At 51.4% G+C, this 15,610-nt stretch carries 13 protein-coding genes and 1 riboswitch; of the genes, 7 read left to right on the top strand and 6 right to left on the bottom strand.

What is annotated here, in order from left to right; translation table 11 throughout:
• Positions 1-17 precede the first annotated feature (17 nt).
• Positions 18-344: a hypothetical protein gene (locus tag ACX1DY_RS21185; protein WP_458966182.1), complete on the top strand. Its 327-nt coding sequence runs from the start codon at positions 18-20 to the stop codon at positions 342-344.
• 187 nt (positions 345-531) lie between these two features.
• A complete protein-coding gene (locus tag ACX1DY_RS21180; protein WP_458966181.1) occupies positions 532-1,626 on the top strand; it encodes a Leu/Phe/Val dehydrogenase in 1,095 nt (364 codons plus the stop codon).
• 111 nt (positions 1,627-1,737) lie between these two features.
• Here the strand turns inward: ACX1DY_RS21180 and ACX1DY_RS21175 are convergent, their stop codons facing one another.
• Positions 1,738-2,529, bottom strand: a complete 792-nt coding sequence (locus ACX1DY_RS21175; RefSeq protein WP_458966249.1) for a peptidylprolyl isomerase — start codon at positions 2,527-2,529, stop codon at positions 1,738-1,740.
• 122 nt (positions 2,530-2,651) lie between these two features.
• Here ACX1DY_RS21175 and ACX1DY_RS21170 point away from each other — a divergent pair, with 122 nt between their 5' ends.
• Positions 2,652-3,890, top strand: a complete 1,239-nt coding sequence (locus ACX1DY_RS21170) for an MFS transporter (protein ID WP_458966180.1) — start codon at positions 2,652-2,654, stop codon at positions 3,888-3,890.
• Between the two features lie 14 nt (positions 3,891-3,904).
• Here ACX1DY_RS21170 and ACX1DY_RS21165 read toward each other — a convergent pair whose 3' ends face one another.
• Entirely contained in the window at positions 3,905-5,224 is a 1,320-nt protein-coding gene (locus ACX1DY_RS21165; protein WP_458966248.1) for a voltage-gated chloride channel family protein, read from the bottom strand.
• Between the two features lie 73 nt (positions 5,225-5,297).
• Positions 5,298-5,360, bottom strand: a riboswitch (Fluoride riboswitch).
• A gap of 54 nt (positions 5,361-5,414) precedes the next feature.
• Positions 5,415-5,894: a hypothetical protein gene (locus ACX1DY_RS21160; protein WP_458966179.1), complete on the bottom strand. Its 480-nt coding sequence runs from the start codon at positions 5,892-5,894 to the stop codon at positions 5,415-5,417.
• 236 nt (positions 5,895-6,130) lie between these two features.
• Between ACX1DY_RS21160 and ACX1DY_RS21155 the strand changes: the two genes are divergently transcribed.
• Both ACX1DY_RS21155 and ACX1DY_RS21150 read left to right on the top strand, forming a co-directional pair.
• Complete coding sequence (locus ACX1DY_RS21155; protein ID WP_458966178.1) at positions 6,131-8,029, top strand: ATP-binding protein; 1,899 nt, start codon at positions 6,131-6,133, stop codon at positions 8,027-8,029.
• A 106-nt stretch (positions 8,030-8,135) separates the two neighbouring features.
• Positions 8,136-10,052 carry an ATP-binding protein gene (locus tag ACX1DY_RS21150; RefSeq protein ID WP_458966177.1) on the top strand — a complete coding sequence of 639 codons (1,917 nt, stop codon included), beginning with the start codon at positions 8,136-8,138 and terminating at the stop codon, positions 10,050-10,052.
• 20 nt (positions 10,053-10,072) lie between these two features.
• On the opposite strand, the gene ACX1DY_RS21145 is transcribed toward ACX1DY_RS21150, so the two are convergent.
• Entirely contained in the window at positions 10,073-10,315 is a 243-nt protein-coding gene (locus tag ACX1DY_RS21145; protein WP_458966247.1) for an NHLP leader peptide family RiPP precursor, read from the bottom strand.
• Positions 10,316-10,398: 83 nt separating this feature from the next.
• Complete coding sequence (locus ACX1DY_RS21140; RefSeq protein ID WP_458966176.1) at positions 10,399-11,334, bottom strand: hypothetical protein; 936 nt, start codon at positions 11,332-11,334, stop codon at positions 10,399-10,401.
• Between the two features lie 136 nt (positions 11,335-11,470).
• Between ACX1DY_RS21140 and ACX1DY_RS21135 the strand changes: the two genes are divergently transcribed.
• Positions 11,471-12,544 (top strand): Gfo/Idh/MocA family protein, encoded by a 1,074-nt coding sequence (locus ACX1DY_RS21135; protein WP_458966175.1) that lies wholly within the window; start codon positions 11,471-11,473, stop codon positions 12,542-12,544.
• A gap of 110 nt (positions 12,545-12,654) precedes the next feature.
• Here ACX1DY_RS21135 and ACX1DY_RS21130 read toward each other — a convergent pair whose 3' ends face one another.
• Positions 12,655-14,586 carry a beta-N-acetylhexosaminidase gene (locus ACX1DY_RS21130; RefSeq protein ID WP_458966174.1) on the bottom strand — a complete coding sequence of 644 codons (1,932 nt, stop codon included), beginning with the start codon at positions 14,584-14,586 and terminating at the stop codon, positions 12,655-12,657.
• 85 nt (positions 14,587-14,671) lie between these two features.
• On the opposite strand from ACX1DY_RS21130, the gene ACX1DY_RS21125 reads away from it, so the two are divergent.
• Positions 14,672-15,532 carry an AraC family transcriptional regulator gene (locus ACX1DY_RS21125; RefSeq protein ID WP_458966173.1) on the top strand — a complete coding sequence of 287 codons (861 nt, stop codon included), beginning with the start codon at positions 14,672-14,674 and terminating at the stop codon, positions 15,530-15,532.
• Positions 15,533-15,610: the final 78 nt, after the last annotated feature.

Raw genomic sequence — 15,610 nt, 5'->3', positions numbered from 1 at the left:
ACAAGGAGGAAGATATCATGGCACAGGAGAGAGTACTGGTTAAGCATGCCGTAACAGGGCGCATGCTCCTCAGCAGCACGGACGGCCTGACCTATACCTTTGATCATGAGGGCGGTCTGACTTTGATAACCTTATGCGGCGTACCGGCAGATAAGGGGGCGGCAGTAGTTGCGCTCAAGGCTGAGCTGAACGTTTTTCGTTTCGAGGAGCCGGCAGGCGGCCGGATGGTCAAGCACTGGTATTATGTCGGCGACAACCCGGTGAACTACGACAGTTCTTCCGAATGTCTGACGATAGCGGTACAGTCGGAAATTGAATACCGGCCGGATGAGTACTGGGAGTAGATTAACAAGATTTGCTCAAGTCTTACATGTGCATAACATCAAGAGTTAAGTTGATGTCGATTTCGAACGGAATATAGAATAAAATCCACCGGGTGCGGACAAATGGCATTGACAATACGCTCTGGAAGTACTAATTTTGTTATGAAACATAACGCAAAGAATAGCAGAGACAGGAGAAATGAGACCAATGGAATTGTTTGCAGCAATGGAGCGGGACGATTACGAAGAGCTGTTGTTTTGTCAGGATAAGGCATCAGGGTTAAAAGCTATTATCGCCATTCATGACACGACACTGGGTCCCGCACTAGGTGGAACAAGAATGTGGACGTATGCATCAGAAGAAGATGCGGTTGTGGATGCGCTCCGGCTGTCCAAAGGTATGACCTACAAGAATGCCGTTGCCGGGCTGAACCTGGGCGGCGGCAAGACAGTAATCATCGGGGACCCCAAAAAGGATAAAAACGAGGCGATGTTCCGTGCCTTCGGCAGATACATACAGGGTTTGAACGGCCGCTACATTACAGCCGAGGACGTAGGTACCACGGAAGCGGATATGGATATCATTCATCAGGAAACGGATTACGTTACCGGGATTTCGGCTACTTACGGCTCTTCGGGCAATCCTTCGCCAGCGACGGCCTTCGGGGTATATCAAGGCATGAAGGCGGCGGCTAAGGCGGCTTTTGGCAGCGACTCGCTGGAAGGTAAGACTGTTGCAGTTCAAGGTGTGGGTAATGTCTCCTTCACGCTCTGCAAATATCTTCATGAGGAAGGCGCGCAGCTTATCGTAACAGATATCAATAAGGAAGCGGTGAACCGGGCGGTAGAGGCTTACGGCGCCAAAGCGGTTGATCCTGCGGACATTATTTCTGTCAAAAGCGATATCTATGCTCCTTGCGCACTTGGCGCAACGATCAATGACAACTCGCTGCCGCTCCTGCAGGCGAAGGTTGTCGCAGGTTCGGCCAACAATCAGCTCAAGGAGCCGCGCCACGGCGATGCCCTGCATGAAATGGGGATTGTATATGCTCCCGACTATGTTATCAATGCAGGCGGCGTAATCAATGTGGCCGATGAGCTGAACGGCTATAACAAGGAACGGGCGTTCAAGCAAATTGCCAAAATCTATGACAGCATCACCCGCGTACTGGAAATTTCCCGTACAAGCGGAATTCCAACCTACGCTGCGGCAGATCATCTTGCGCAGGAGCGGATTTCCCTGCTGCGGAACAGCCGCAGCACCTTCCTGCGTGACAGCCACCACGTCTTGAGCAGAAGATAACCCTGCAGAAGTCAGCAGCTTGGTCATCGCTGCTGACGCTGCATACAGCCCGGCCCCTTCACTTGCTTCAGCGGTGAAGGGGCCGGGCTATTTTGAAATATGATCTAACGATTACTGCACCTTTTGCGGTTCGGGGTAAGTAACGCCAAGCGTATCCACCGTAACCTTTTTCATAACCGGCGGTTGATCTGGCCGGTCCGAGCTGTCGCGCGGCAGGTTGACGATGGCGTCCACGACATCCTGTCCTTCCGTAACCTTGCCGAATGCCGCATATTGTCCGTCCAGGCTAGGAGAATCGGCGGCCATAATGAAGAACTGCGAGCCGGCGGAATTCATCTCCTGGGTTCTGGCCATAGACAGCACACCCTGGGTATGCAGCAGGTTGTTGGTGAAGCCGTTCGCGGTGAATTCACCGGCGATGCTATAGCCTGGTCCGCCTGTGCCTGTTCCGTCGGGATCGCCGCCCTGAATCATGAAGCCGGGAATGACACGATGGAAAATCGTTCCGTCATAGAAGCCCTTTTGGATCAGGGAAATGAAGTTGTTCACGGTGTTGGGAGCGACCTCGGGGTACAGCTCGGCCTTGATAATGCCGCCGTTGTCCATTTCTATAGTAACAACCGGATGGCTGGCTGTTGCTGAAGGCACACCTTCAGTAGCTGCTGCAGCGCTCTCCTGCGGGGCCGGACTGGCTTCGCTGCCTGCGGTATTTGCGGTATTGCCCGCTGCGTTGCTGCTGCCGTTGCCTGCCGCCGCATTGTTGTTTGCCGGCTTGTTGCCGCAGCCTGCGGCAATGACCAGCAGGAGTGTCATCATTACCAGAAGGATGACCGGGGTTTTTCTTGTACGCTTCACGTTCTCAATCGCTCCTTTAATCTTTGAATATCGGTTGTCCACATCCATCATCATACAACCTTTATCCTCTCCCTTGCAAAATATAGAGTGGCACCCGGGATTGGCACATTCCCTAAAGCGGAGTAGAATGAGTAGGTACTTCCAAGAATAAACAGACAGGAGTGTGCAGTATGCGCTTTTCATGGAAGCGGAACCTGATCGTGCTTTGGATAGGCGTGTTTTTTTGCAGTACCGCGTATTCTATCTCGATCCCGTTCCTTTCAATTTTTTTAAGTGACCAGCTAGGAGTTACCAATCATCTGGAAATCTGGTCAGGCGTCAGCTTTGGAATCACCTTTCTGGCCAGTGCGCTGATTTCCCCTTACTGGGGGTCGCTTGCCGATAAATACGGGCGCAAGCCCATGCTGATCCGTTCGGGATTCAGCCTGGCGGCGCTCTATCTGATCAATTACTTTGTGCATGATCCGTATGTTTTTATTATTGTACGTATTTTTCAGGGGCTTTTGGCAGGTTTTGTTCCGGCGGCTATCGCTATGGTGGCTACCAACACTCCAGAGGACAAGACAGGGTATGCGCTCAGCATCATGTCCACAGCCGGGGCTACGGGGAGCATCCTCGGTCCGCTGATTGGCGGTGTAGTCAGCTATTATTCCAGCAACCGCAGCGCGTTTCTGTTCTCGGCGGGGATCGTGCTGGTGTCGGCGCTGATTGCTACCTTTTTCGCCAAGGAAGAGAATTATGACCGCTCGGCCCCGAGATCGCATGTCAGCGATGATATCCGTGAGGCCAGGAGTAACCGTGCCTTTATTACGCTGCTGCTCCTTGCGGGCCTGGCTACTTTTTCCGTAATGATTCTGGAGCCACTGCTGCCTATCTATTTGCTGGATATGGGGATTTCGCGGAACAGTGCTTCACTTAGTTCAGGTATTGTGTTCTCCGCTGTAGGGATAGCCACGGTTATTATGGCCCCGCAGTGGGGGAGAATCGGCAGCCGTAAAGGCTTTGGAATCGTTCTTTTCATTGGCCTGCTGGGTGGAGGCATCGGGAATATCCTGCAGTTTTTTGTCTCCGGTTATGTAGAATTTGCTATCCTGCGTTTTGCTTACGGCTTGTTCTATGCCGGAGTGCTGCCTGCGGTAAATGCCATGATTGTCCAAGTGATTGATCCGGGCTTCCGTGGGCGCGCATTTGGTCTGAATCAGGCGGCTACCCAGCTCGCAACGATGGCCGGACCGATCATTGGCGGTATGCTCGGCGCGTTCTTACCGATTCGCTGGGTGTTCGTCATTAACGGGGCGATTCTGCTTATGGCAGCAGTGCTTGTGAAGACCCGGAAATTGGAGGCGAAGGTCGAAGCGGCCCACACCTCGGGACACGCCTCGGGACAAACGGCAATATTGGAGAAATAGTGCTCCTGAGCCGTTCAGCGGTCCGCCTCCGGTTTACTTTTACGCCGCTGCTTGACGGTAGCAAGTGTAGTGCCTTCAGGGATACGAATCCACTGGCTCTTGGATATCCCGATCTGCTGAGACGTATAGATGCCTGTATGCCCTGAGAACAGGAAGCTGACCAGGCAGGCAATGAACATATAGACCGCTCCGCCGGAGCCGAACAGCTCAATGCCCATAATGAAGCAGGCGATAGGCGTGTTGGTAGCACCGCAGAAGACGGCGATAAATCCAAGCGAAGCCAGAAATGGCGCATATAGATGAAGGATGCCGGCCAGACTGTTGCCCATAGTAGCCCCTATAGCGAATAAGGGGGTTACTTCTCCTCCCTGAAACCCGGTTCCCAAAGTGAACGAGGTGAAGAGGAGCTTCCATAAGAAGGCGAAGGGCGCAACGTCGGTCGTGAAGGAATCCTGGATCAAAGGGATGCCCAAGCCCAGGTAATCTCTGGAGCCGACAATATAGACCAAGGCTATAATGATGCAGCCGCCGAGCGCACTTTTGAGCATAGGATTTTTCACAAGTGCTGTGAAGGTTCTTTTCAGATAATGGGTAAGCTCACTGAACAGGATGCTAGCAAGCCCAAATAATATGGAGGCAAGGATCACCTTCAGCAGAACAACAACTCCCAGTGCAGGAAAAACATCAACCTGATAATGGATATGCTTCACGCCCCACACACGGGTAGCGACTATATCGCCGACAAAGCTGGCTGTAAAACAGGGAAGCAGCGCTTTATGGCTGATCAGGCCAATCGCAATGACCTCCAGGCCAAATATCGTTCCGGCCAAAGGGGTTCCGAAGATGGAGCCGAAGCCGCCGCTGATTCCGCACATGAGCAGAATTTTACGGTCGAGCGGGTTGATGCGGATCAGCTTGCCGAAACCTTCGGCCAGACTGCCGCCCATTTGCACCGCCGTTCCTTCCCGCCCCGCCGAGCCGCCGAATAAATGGGTAACCAGAGTTCCGAACAGCACAAGCGGCGCCATCCGCAGCGGAATCGTCTCATTGCCATCGTGGATTTGTTCAAGAATCAGGTTGTTTCCCTTGGAGCTGTTTTTGCCGTAACGCATGTACAGATAACTCACCAATGCTCCGCCCAGCGGAAGCAGGAACAGCAGCCAGGCATGACTCATACGTAGCTCCGTAACGGCATCAAGACTTTTTAGGAAGAAAGCCGAGGCCGTTCCCGACAGGATACCCACAACGCTGCCCAGCACAATCCATTTGATAAAGGTGCTCCAAAGCGCCAGATCACTTCTCCTTTCAACCCATTTCTGCCAGTGCGCATACATAGCTTTCATTCTTTTAGCCCCCGATTACATCATGATCTCCCCATAATAAAACAGACTCCTACCAGCAAAATGCCCACTGGTAGGAGTCATTAGTCACTAAGGGACGGTTATGGCGAACTCCATCGCCGTATTGAATTACACCCAATATTAAGGATGCAGCGCCGAAAAGTCAATGCGAAAAATAACAAAACTAATCTTCCTCTCCGGTTGAGCCGTTCAGGATGTCAATCCCCGGCATGACATCCACCGGCGGAGCAGCCGGATCGACAGAGGTTTCCGGCTGAAGCTCGTCGGCATCGGGAATATCCTCCAGCGGAGGCTCCTCTTCTTCGGCCTCTGCCGCAGCCCCCTCCGCTTCAGCATAGCGAAGCGCGCTGCCGGTCAGCCCCGCCGCACCGGCGGCAAAGAGCGCATCGGATTCCAGCAGCTCATCCCGCCCGGGCGGAGGGGGAGAGGTCATGCTTATATTGCGGTCCGCCCGCAGCTCCGGCATAGGTTCAGGCGCATTCAGGCCAATATCGGCGGCGAGTATATTATCTCCTACCAAGGCTGGATCGGCAGCATCATCCACTACTCCGTCCAGATCAATAGGAGTTTCATGGACCCCGCCCATCTTTGTGTAACGCTCATATTCAAAGTCGGCTTCAGTCTTATTAAACTCATTTCCCATCGCCGGTCAGCTCCCTTTGCATGATGAATAGCAGGCTTGTCCTTAATATATTCAATATTCCGCCACATTAACCGTCAGGCCAAGAAAACGGTGTTGACGCTTTAAAAGGACGGTGCAGACGTTTCTGCTTGTTTCGATGTTTTTTTGCAGGATCAGGCAGGGATGGTGCGAAGGTTGTCGAAAACAGGTATCATAAGAACTATATAAATCCAACTAATGATTCACTGAGGTGCATAATGAAGTTTCCATCAACAAAGGCAGCGGCAGCAATTGTCATGCTGCTGCTGCTGATTGCTATAGTACCTATAAGTATCGCTATACAATGGGGAGGACAGACAGGTCAGCCTTTACCGGAATGGGAGCTGAAATGGGACTATGGAGACATTCATAGTCCCGGAGAAGCGGCGGGCATTCCCGATGACGAATGGGTCAAGGTTGCTTCGGGGGCTGCCAGACCGCTGCCTCCGGCAGGCGTCACGGCTGCCTGGCTGCGGTTTTCTTTGCCACAGGCGGAAGAGAACTCAGCACTGCTGATTAATAAAATATACGGAAATACCGTCAAGGCTTATATGAACAACAAGCTTATCTACGATTCCCGGGAGATCATTAATTATAATGGAAGCAAGGCGCTGATTCCGCTGTCCGGTAAAGAGGGGAAGTCCCAGCTCTACCTGTGGAGCAGCGGGGGCGATAAGGGTTTTGGTGTAGAGGGAAGCATCACGGCGGGAAGCTACGGCAAGCTGCTGGCTTTTTACGTAAAAGAGGATTTAGTGGATATTGTAATCGGTGCAGCGCTTCTGTTTATGGGAGTGGCACTCATGGTATGCCTGTTATTTCTTCGGCTGGATTTTTTCAAGGGCGGATTCTTGCTTGTGCTGGTGATCCTGTCCTTCGGAATACTGCTGATCACCTACTCGCCGTTTCTGCCGTTAATTATGGGCAACGGGGGCCGGCTGATTGAAATCTGCTTCGACTTGGCTCTATTTACGCTGCTGCCGGCTTTTACGTTTTATTTTGAGCAAATTTTCGGACCTGGCAAGCACGGCTGGATCATCCGGCTGCGTAAATTTCAGCTAGGTTTTTCGCTATTCTGTCTGGGATTTCTAATATTGAATGCTTTGCTGTCTTTCCGGCTGGACGGTGTGTACAGGTTTACAACTGTGGACATTCTGGGCGTAATGATGATTTTGCAGTTTCTATTTCTGATGTATGTAGCTATTCATGCTGCCCTCAAAGGCAACCGGGATGCGGTTATTTTCTCGATTGGCTTCGTTATTTTTGCGGTAATGTCGCTCAGCGAGCTGATCCTGTACTATGCCTCTAGTGAGAGATATCATCTCTTTTGCTGGAAGTGGGGTGTGGTGGTATTCATTCTTTCGCTGATCGTCATTCTGGGAAGAAGGTTTGCAAGCAACTATGAACGGGCTGTGAATTATTCCCAGGAGCTGGAGAAGTTCAATAATGATCTGCAGCATTCGGAGAAAATGGAGATTATCAGCGAGCTTGCCGCTTCGGTAGCCCATGAGGTTCGCAATCCGCTTCAGATTACCCGCGGTTTTCTGCAGATTCTTGGAGAACGCTCTGCCGAGAAGGAGAAAGAGTACCTGCACATGGCTCTGGAGGAGCTGGATAGAGCTTCGGTAATCATTACGGACTTTCTGACCTTTGCCAAACCCGGGATGGATACGCTGGATAACTTTGAGGTATCACGGGAGCTGGAGCATGTCTCCGGCATGCTGGTGCCGCTGGCGAATCTGCAGGGCGGAACGATAGAGCTTAAGCTGCAGAGCGGTCTTCAAGTGCTGGGCAGCACATCCAAATTCAAGCAGGCTTTTATTAATCTGATCAAAAATGCGATTGAATCCTTGCAGGAGAATGGGCTGATTACCATTGCCGCATGGAGATCAGGCGAGCATGTTATGATCAGTGTGCGGGATAACGGAGAAGGCATGAAGGTCAGTGAATTAGCCCGGCTGGGCGAACCCTATTATTCCAACAAAACCAAGGGAACAGGGCTCGGGCTCATGGTTACTTTCCGGATTATTGAAGCCATGAACGGCTCGATTCATTTTCAGAGCAAAAAAGGGGAAGGCACAGAGGTTATCGTCAAATTGCCATCATCCGTAAAAATTTAGGAGTTTTTTTGAAAAATTCCGTATTTTTAAAGGGATGGGCTGTGGATGAAGCGAAATAGTACAATAACAGAACGTTGCTTCTGAAACTTTCTTCTGAGGTGCTTGCATGCGCTTGTTTGCTAGAGTTATCCACCTGACAGCGGTGTTGATCTTGCTTCTGATGACCTGCGGTTCGCTCCTGGTAACGGCAGACAGCCGCTACGCCTCCAAAGAAATCACAAGCTGGCAAATGAAATGGGGAGAAGACGGCGATACCGGCCGTGAGGTTCCTGTGCTGGATCATCAAGGCTGGATGAACATCAATGCCGCTCTGGGAACGCCGGAGCTGCCGGCTGGAGTGTCCTCCGCATGGACGCGGATTGAACTGCCGAAATATGAGTACGCCGCACCTTCGATATATATTAATACGCTGTATGCGCTGCATGTTAAGGTGTATCAGCAGCAGAAGCTGATCTTCGAGGGTGACCGCAGCTATATTCATGATAATTATTCACTGCTTATCCCGCTTAGTGATGCAACTAACGGCACTACCTTGTACATATGGACAGAGACGCTGCAGGAGCGGATCGGGATTAAAGAGCGGGCTGTACTTGGCGAGCATAGCGATTTGATTAAGGATTATACTAAAAATGGACTCGTCGATATCATCTTGGGCGGCGCATTCCTGTTCGTGGCGCTGGTCTTGTTCGTATGCGCATTTTATCTGAACAGGGAGTATTTCTCTGTAGCTTCTTCCTTGTCTATAGTGATAGCCTCCACTGGGGTTCTAGCGATTACGTATTCACCTTTTACGTATACCTTCTATAGTTATTTAGGTCCCGTTAGCGTCGTCTTTTTCGATCTGGCGCTGCTGTCGCTGTTGCCGTCACTGACCTTTCTGTTTGAGAAAATATTCGGCAGCGGCAAGCTCGGCATCATCCGGAGGTTCCGTAAATTCCAGGTAACCTACTCCTTGTTCTGCTTATCTTTTCTGGTCATTAATGCCCTGTCGGGCAACCGTTTTGTGGAATTTTATTATTTTATCTCCACCACTATTGTTGGAGTGATCATGATTGTGCAGTTCATTCTGCTGGTTGCCTGTGTCATTCTGTTCTCGCTGCGGGGCAACAAGGATGCGATCACCTTTGCCATTGGCTTCGGAACCGCTGCTTGTACCGGGGTGGCCGAGCTGGTCTGGTATTATATCCGTGGCGGGAATTATGATCTGGTCTACTGGAAGTGGGCGCTGGTAGTGTTCATTCTCTCGCTGATCGTTATTTTGGGCCGCAGGCTGGCCTTGAACCATCAGCAGGTTGTCAAGTATTCACGGGAGCTGGAGCTGTTCAACAACGAGCTGCAGCGCTCGGAGAAAATGGAGATCATCAGCGAATTGGCCGCCTCTGTAGCGCATGAGGTACGCAATCCGCTGCAGGTGACCAGGGGATTTCTGCAGCTTCTTAGTGAGAAATCGGCCGGCGATGAGCGGAGATATTTGTTCATGGCCCTTAGCGAGCTGGACCGTGCGGCCAATATTATTACGGATTTTCTTACCTTCGCCAAACCGGAGTTTGAGCAAGTCTCTCTGCTGAGCGTCTACGATGAATGCAAGCATATCGAGAGCATTTTGCTGCCGCTGTGTCATTTGAATGGGGGCAAGATGGTGCTGGAGGTTGGAGAAGATTTGTGGGTGAAGGGCAATTCCTCCAAATTCAAGCAGGCCTTCATCAATATGATCAAGAACAGCATTGAGTCGCTGGGGGATGAAGGGCTGATCTCTATGATGGCCTATGCCAGAGGGGATAAAGTATTTATTCATATCAAAGACAACGGGTCAGGCATGGAACCGGGTGTTCTGAGCAGGCTGGGTGAGCCGTATTTCTCCTCCAACAAAACGAAGGGAACGGGACTCGGACTTATGGTTACGTTTCGGATTATTGAGGCGATGGGAGGCGAGGTCCGGTTTATCAGCAGAAAAGGAGCCGGTACCGAATCCATTACTACTCTGCCATTGGCAGAAGCTCCGGATGGTGCTGGCTCCCTATGAGACCTAAGCTAAATTATATCTTACCAGGTACCTTGTGGTTTGATGTCTGTTTTCACTACGCCTGAAGCTGGACTGGGGGGAATGACCAGGTAGAACTCATTCGAGCCTTCCTCGACCGTTTTGAGAGTAATATGATCGGGAAGATTGATGCCTAGCGCTTCTTTGAGGGCTGCCTTTGGATCTGTGAGTAATCTTTGCTTGAACCCCGGATCTTCCCATGCCTTCTGAATCACTTGATTTCTGAGAATTGCTTCTGACACAATAATCACCCTTCCCAAAATGGTTATATTTTCCTGATCAGTATAGCATAGGCCATTCTATTATTCTACCTCTAATTTCCTAGTTTTTAAGCGTTCATATTTTTGGATAACCAGTAGCTGAGACCTCCGCCCTGCAAAAGCTGCTTCTCTGCTTCAATCGCTGCGGCGATATGCTGCAAATTCTTCACAAGCACCTGATGGAATGAGACCAGATGAGGCACATTCAAATGGTAATCTTCCAGGCTCCTGTGGTTGGCAATGGCTGCTTCGGCATAAGCCGCAAGTCCTCCTGTCGTGAAAATATAATCCTTCACCTGTCCCTTGGTAAGCGGTTCACTGCCAGGTCCAAGATGACGGCGCACCAGTGACAGCAGACAGTTATAACTGCCCTCGGCAAGATCCTGCGCCCAATCCTCATAATCGTCGAGCATTTGCAGGGTCAGCAGAACTATGTGGATCATATCCTCGGCTTCCTTAATGAGGTTGGCATTGCCTGTGTGCAGCAGGACGGCGGTGCTGGAGAGCTTCAGGGGACTGGCTTTATGGGCAATTTTGATTACGTCATTCTGATAATAATCACCGCCCGTCTCCCCGGCCACGCTGACCGCCCATTCGGTAATATAACGGTTGAAGCACGGCCAGAAGGGGGAATCCGCCGGGAAAAGCGGTCTGTAGTTATTCAGGAATTCGGCATAGAACAGATTGGCCAGCGGCAGCATCTTAGCAGGTGTGGATTCATTGCTGTCCATCAGATCATCCTGAATGAAGAAATACAGCATGGCAAAGATGTTGCCCACTGACATTTGGCGGGTCTCCTCCCGGGTAAGGCCATATCCGTCCCTGAACCAAAACGGGAGAAGATAACAGATGTAATTCTTGTGGCTTCCTGCGCCAAACACGTTGAATTGATCGAGATAGATCAACCCTTGAGCCTGAAGCGGTTCTGGAAATTCGGAGATGATGGCGCTGCAGTCCAGAAACACCAAGCGGAGCTCTTCTTCGTAATCGTGCAGCCAATCCATAGCTTTGTCCCCTGTCATTTTGTAATATTTAGGAAAAAAGTGGGTATTCGTCATGATTATAGTCTTCCAGATAGGCGATTTCAATCAGAATTTGCGAGTTTTAGGCAAAGAATGAACGGGAGAAGGGAGAACGGATATGGAGAAGATTGTATTTGGGCTGGTAGGCGGGGGCTGGCGTGCAGAATTTTATTTGCGGATCGCTAGAGAGCTGCCGGAGCGATTCACCGTAGGCGCAATGTTCGTCCGTAATCGGGACAAAGCCGAAGCGTTGAGCAGAACCTGGGGAGTCCGGGTATACACCACATTTGAGGAGTTTATTGCGGCGGGAGCCTATTCCTTCACCGTAGTCAGCTTGAAAAAGGAGGTCAGCACAGAATACGTGATCAGGCTGGCCGAAGCCGGAATTCCGGTGCTGGCTGAAACGCCTCCTGCGCCGAATTTGGGGCAACTGATAGAGCTGTGGAACCGGGCAGGCCGCTCCGCCACCATTCAAATTTCCGAGCAGTATTTGTTCCAGCCCATGCATGCGGCAAGAATTGCGCTGGCTGCTTCGGGACGGCTTGGGGCCATCAGCCAGGCTCAGGTGTCGGCTGCACACGGCTATCACGGAATCAGTCTGATCCGGCATCTGCTGGACATCGGCTTCGAGAACGTCAGCATCCGGGCGCACAATTTTCGTTCTTCTATTATAAAGGGACCGGAGCGCAGCGTGCTGCCGTCAGCCGAAGAAACGGTGGAGAGCGTACAGCTGCTTGCCACTTTGGACTTTGGAGACAAGCTGGGAGTGTTCGATTTTACCCGTGACCAGTATTTCTCATGGATTCGCCGAAGCCGGGTTCTGGTGCGCGGGGAACGCGGTGAGCTTTCGAATGAGGATGTATCCTGGCTGCAAAGCTATGATACACCGCTGTACAGCAAGCTGCGGCGGATCGACGCCGGACATGGCGGCAATCTGGAGGGCTTTTACCTCAAAGGTATTATGGCCGACGGTGAGTGGCTGTACCGCAATCCCTTTGCTCCGGCCCGGCTCTCAGATGAGGAGCTTGCCATTGCGGAGTGCCTTGTCCGGATGCAGCAGCATATCCAGGGCGGGCCTTCGTTCTACAGTCTGGCTGAAGGCAGCCAGGACCAATACCTGGCATTGCTTCTGGAGCAGGCGGCATCAAGCGGGGAAACGGTAGTTTCACAGAGCCAGCCCTGGGCGGAATGAACGGCAGAAATGCCGCTGAATAAATTGAAGGCTGCTGTATTCGCAGATAGGTTTGCGGATACAGCAGCCTTTTGTCCGTATGCCGGACTTCTACTATAGAAGAATAAGTGTTACAACGCCTTGGGTTCAGCCAGCTCTGCCGCCAGCTTGCTGTATTCGGCGCGGAGCCGGACAAGCCGCGAGACACTCTGCTCCAGACCGCCGAGCCGGTTGCGCTGAAGCCATAGCTGCCGGTAGTGATGCAGCAGAATATCGAGGTCCCTGATCTGCCGGTGGATCAGGGTTGCATTCAGTTTTTCCGGCTCTGAGGCCAGCAGCAATTTAATCCGGCCAAGCTGTACCGCATGTTTTACAAAATGAATGCCGCTCTGCAGCTCTTCCATAACTAGAGCGGCATCTTCGCATTCCAGCGTTAGATCCTCAAGCCGATCCTCCATTTCGCTGATATACTGCTCCAAACGATCGAAATGTCCGGTTGTAAGCTTCAAGGCAAGCCCCACATTGTGCAGCAGGGTGCGCAGCAGCATCGACAGCTCGGTATCGTTCGGACGGGAGATCCCGGACTCAAGCTTATAGTAGTTCCCGAGATCGAGCAGCAATTGGCCAATCTTCCCTGAACGGTCATAGAACACGGAGGTATTCAGATATTCGGCAACATCCGCTTCAAGATTATTCTCGACATTCCATGCTACCGCCGCACCATATACAAATCCGGCATAGCTGACCGGCAGGTGCTGCCAGTGTCCGAAGTCCCCCCAATCGGTAATAAGGTAGCCGATGGCACCATTATTTTTGCCGTGAATCGCGGCGCTCCGCAGATTGGCCAGCATATTGTCGCTGCGTCCCGTGAGAGAATTCCAGGAGCTGGTCCCCGGACAGACATAGAAAGGAACTCCCGCTTCCCGGAATTTCAGCGTTTCCGCCTCGAACGGGTGCTCTGCGCCATAACCCCATTCCATAGCAATAACATCCTTGGGAAGCTGGGGGATCAGCTCGGGGTGCTGGAGAATAATATCGCCCCAGAATTGCATAGTTTTGCCGCGTTCCAGAACAAGACCATGAATCTTCTGAAGAAAAGACAAATATAGCTGGCCTTTGCCCTGCGAATCTGCCGTGGCTTTGCTCTTGCCAAGCCCAAGCTCATACGTCTCATCACAGCCGACATTGAACAGCTTCGAGGTGAAGTAAGGAAGCAGGTCGTCATACATTGTGCCCAGTAGTTCAAGCACTTCAGGATTTTCGGTATGAAATGTTCCCGGGTGCATGAACAGCCCCTCCGGGTACATATCGTTATCGTACATATGTTTCGGGAACATGAAGCCTTCGGGAATTTCAGCCAGGTCATTGAACTCGGGGCGGGTCAGCCAGCCCTCCATGTGTCCAAAGCTGTTTTGATTCGGAACAAGCTCAATATAACGCTCGCGGCAGTAAGCATCCAGCAGCAGAATTTCTTCACCGGTAATAGGGGTTTCCAGCTCCCAGACCTGAGGGAAAGACTCATAGGCGAATGGAGAACCTTCTATATATAACTGCAACTGATTCAGCTTCAAATCGGCCATGAAATCTATGATCCGGTACAAGGTTTCCAGCTTGGGAATTTTGTTGCGGCTGATGTCAATCATAAGTCCTCTCGCGTGAAAATCCGGTTGATCGCTGATCTGCAGAAAAGGCACTTCTCTGCCGCATTGCCGAATAATCTGTTTCAATGTGGCTACAGCATAAAAGGCTCCTTCCGGTGAGCTGTAGGTTACGGAGATTCCGCTCTCCCCTACATGGAGTTCATAGCCTTGCTGAGGCAGCAGAGGACTATAACTAAAGTAGTAGATAGGACGAACGGATGGACGTGTGCCTACAGATAGCGGCACATTCAACTGAAGAGTCTGTGATAGTACAAGCTGAAGTTTGCGGGCAGCGGGGATTACGGCACGGTCCTCCTCACCGCCAAGAACGATACTGCCTTTGGCCGGGAGATGGAACTGGCCCTCGGACCAAACCATTGACCGCGGGTGAGGGAGAAGCTGCAGGTTGTGTTGCTCAGACATAGCGTGGACACCTCTTATTCATGTAGAATATGATCATCTTAAGAATCAACCATATCACTCTCAAACAGAGGGAGGAATACAATGTATGTCCAAGGTCATGGATTATATGATCAGTCCATACCCCATAAGGATTATTGATCCCAAGGTGGAATCCTCCAAGCTTAGGCTGAGGTCGATTCAGATTGGGCAAGCGGGGCATCTGCCGGGAAGAACCCTGTTTCGTTCTAGTGTAGTATTCGGGCATTGGGCACTTGTCTATATTGTATCCGGGAACGGCACTTACACGGAGAACAATGGCAAGCTTCAGCAGGTTCGCGGCGGCAGCCTGTTTTTCTTTCGTCCGGGTTATACCTATAGCTTTGGTCCCCCGCCAGGCGGAAGCTGGGACGAATATTATATTAATTTTAGCGGCAGCCGGGTTGCGGAATGGCTGGAGGCAGGACTAATAGCGGGGGGAACTGTTTTTCAGAACAATAACAATGCGGTGCAGGGTCTTTCGGCCTTGTTCGAGCAGGTGCTGGAGCTGATGGATGGCGGTGTTCCCGCAGATGCCGACCGGGCGGCCCTGGTGCTGGAGAGCATGCTGCTGGAATGTTCGCCCATCACCCGGGACAATCAGCGCACCTCACAGACAACGCTCATGCCGCAAATTCGCGAGGATTTGAACTCCTGCATTTATGGGACGCTGGACCTTTCGGAGATTGCCGCCAAACACCATATCTCAATGTCGACGCTTCGCCGCCTTGTACGCCGCAGCAGCGGCTACCCGCTGCATGAATATGTCCACCGGCTCAGAATGGCGGAAGCAAAACATCTGCTGCTCAATACTTCCCTGCAGGTCAAAGAAATCTCCGGGATGCTTCATTACAGCGATTCTTTTTACTTCTCAAGGTTATTCAAGAAATATATGGGAGTCTCTCCGCTGATTTGCCGCAGGAACCTATAGTTATCGACATAATTCTACTTTGTCCAACAGAAGAATGTCGGAATATGGGGTTTTTTATTGACACTTGCAAAAATGTGG

The organism is Paenibacillus sp. BAC0078 (assembly GCF_054483875.1).
Note: the sequence above shows the minus strand (reverse complement) of the source record. Positions and strands in the feature narration are given on the sequence as shown.

What these genes read in the sequence shown, in the direction of transcription:
- ACX1DY_RS21170 (WP_458966180.1), top strand. Translation starts at nt 2,652, where the DNA reads ATGCGCTTTTCATGGAAGCGGAACCTGATCGTGCTTTGGATAGGCGTG.
- ACX1DY_RS21140 (WP_458966176.1), bottom strand. Translation starts at nt 11,334, where the DNA reads ATGGATTGGCTGCACGATTACGAAGAAGAGCTCCGCTTGGTGTTTCTG.
- ACX1DY_RS21180 (WP_458966181.1), top strand. Translation starts at nt 532, where the DNA reads ATGGAATTGTTTGCAGCAATGGAGCGGGACGATTACGAAGAGCTGTTG.
- ACX1DY_RS21150 (WP_458966177.1), top strand. Translation starts at nt 8,136, where the DNA reads ATGCGCTTGTTTGCTAGAGTTATCCACCTGACAGCGGTGTTGATCTTG.
- ACX1DY_RS21130 (WP_458966174.1), bottom strand. Translation starts at nt 14,586, where the DNA reads ATGTCTGAGCAACACAACCTGCAGCTTCTCCCTCACCCGCGGTCAATG.
- ACX1DY_RS21175 (WP_458966249.1), bottom strand. Translation starts at nt 2,529, where the DNA reads ATGGATGTGGACAACCGATATTCAAAGATTAAAGGAGCGATTGAGAAC.
- ACX1DY_RS21185 (WP_458966182.1), top strand. Translation starts at nt 18, where the DNA reads ATGGCACAGGAGAGAGTACTGGTTAAGCATGCCGTAACAGGGCGCATG.
- ACX1DY_RS21125 (WP_458966173.1), top strand. Translation starts at nt 14,672, where the DNA reads ATGTCCAAGGTCATGGATTATATGATCAGTCCATACCCCATAAGGATT.
- ACX1DY_RS21160 (WP_458966179.1), bottom strand. Translation starts at nt 5,894, where the DNA reads ATGGGAAATGAGTTTAATAAGACTGAAGCCGACTTTGAATATGAGCGT.
- ACX1DY_RS21135 (WP_458966175.1), top strand. Translation starts at nt 11,471, where the DNA reads ATGGAGAAGATTGTATTTGGGCTGGTAGGCGGGGGCTGGCGTGCAGAA.
- ACX1DY_RS21155 (WP_458966178.1), top strand. Translation starts at nt 6,131, where the DNA reads ATGAAGTTTCCATCAACAAAGGCAGCGGCAGCAATTGTCATGCTGCTG.
- ACX1DY_RS21165 (WP_458966248.1), bottom strand. Translation starts at nt 5,224, where the DNA reads ATGTATGCGCACTGGCAGAAATGGGTTGAAAGGAGAAGTGATCTGGCG.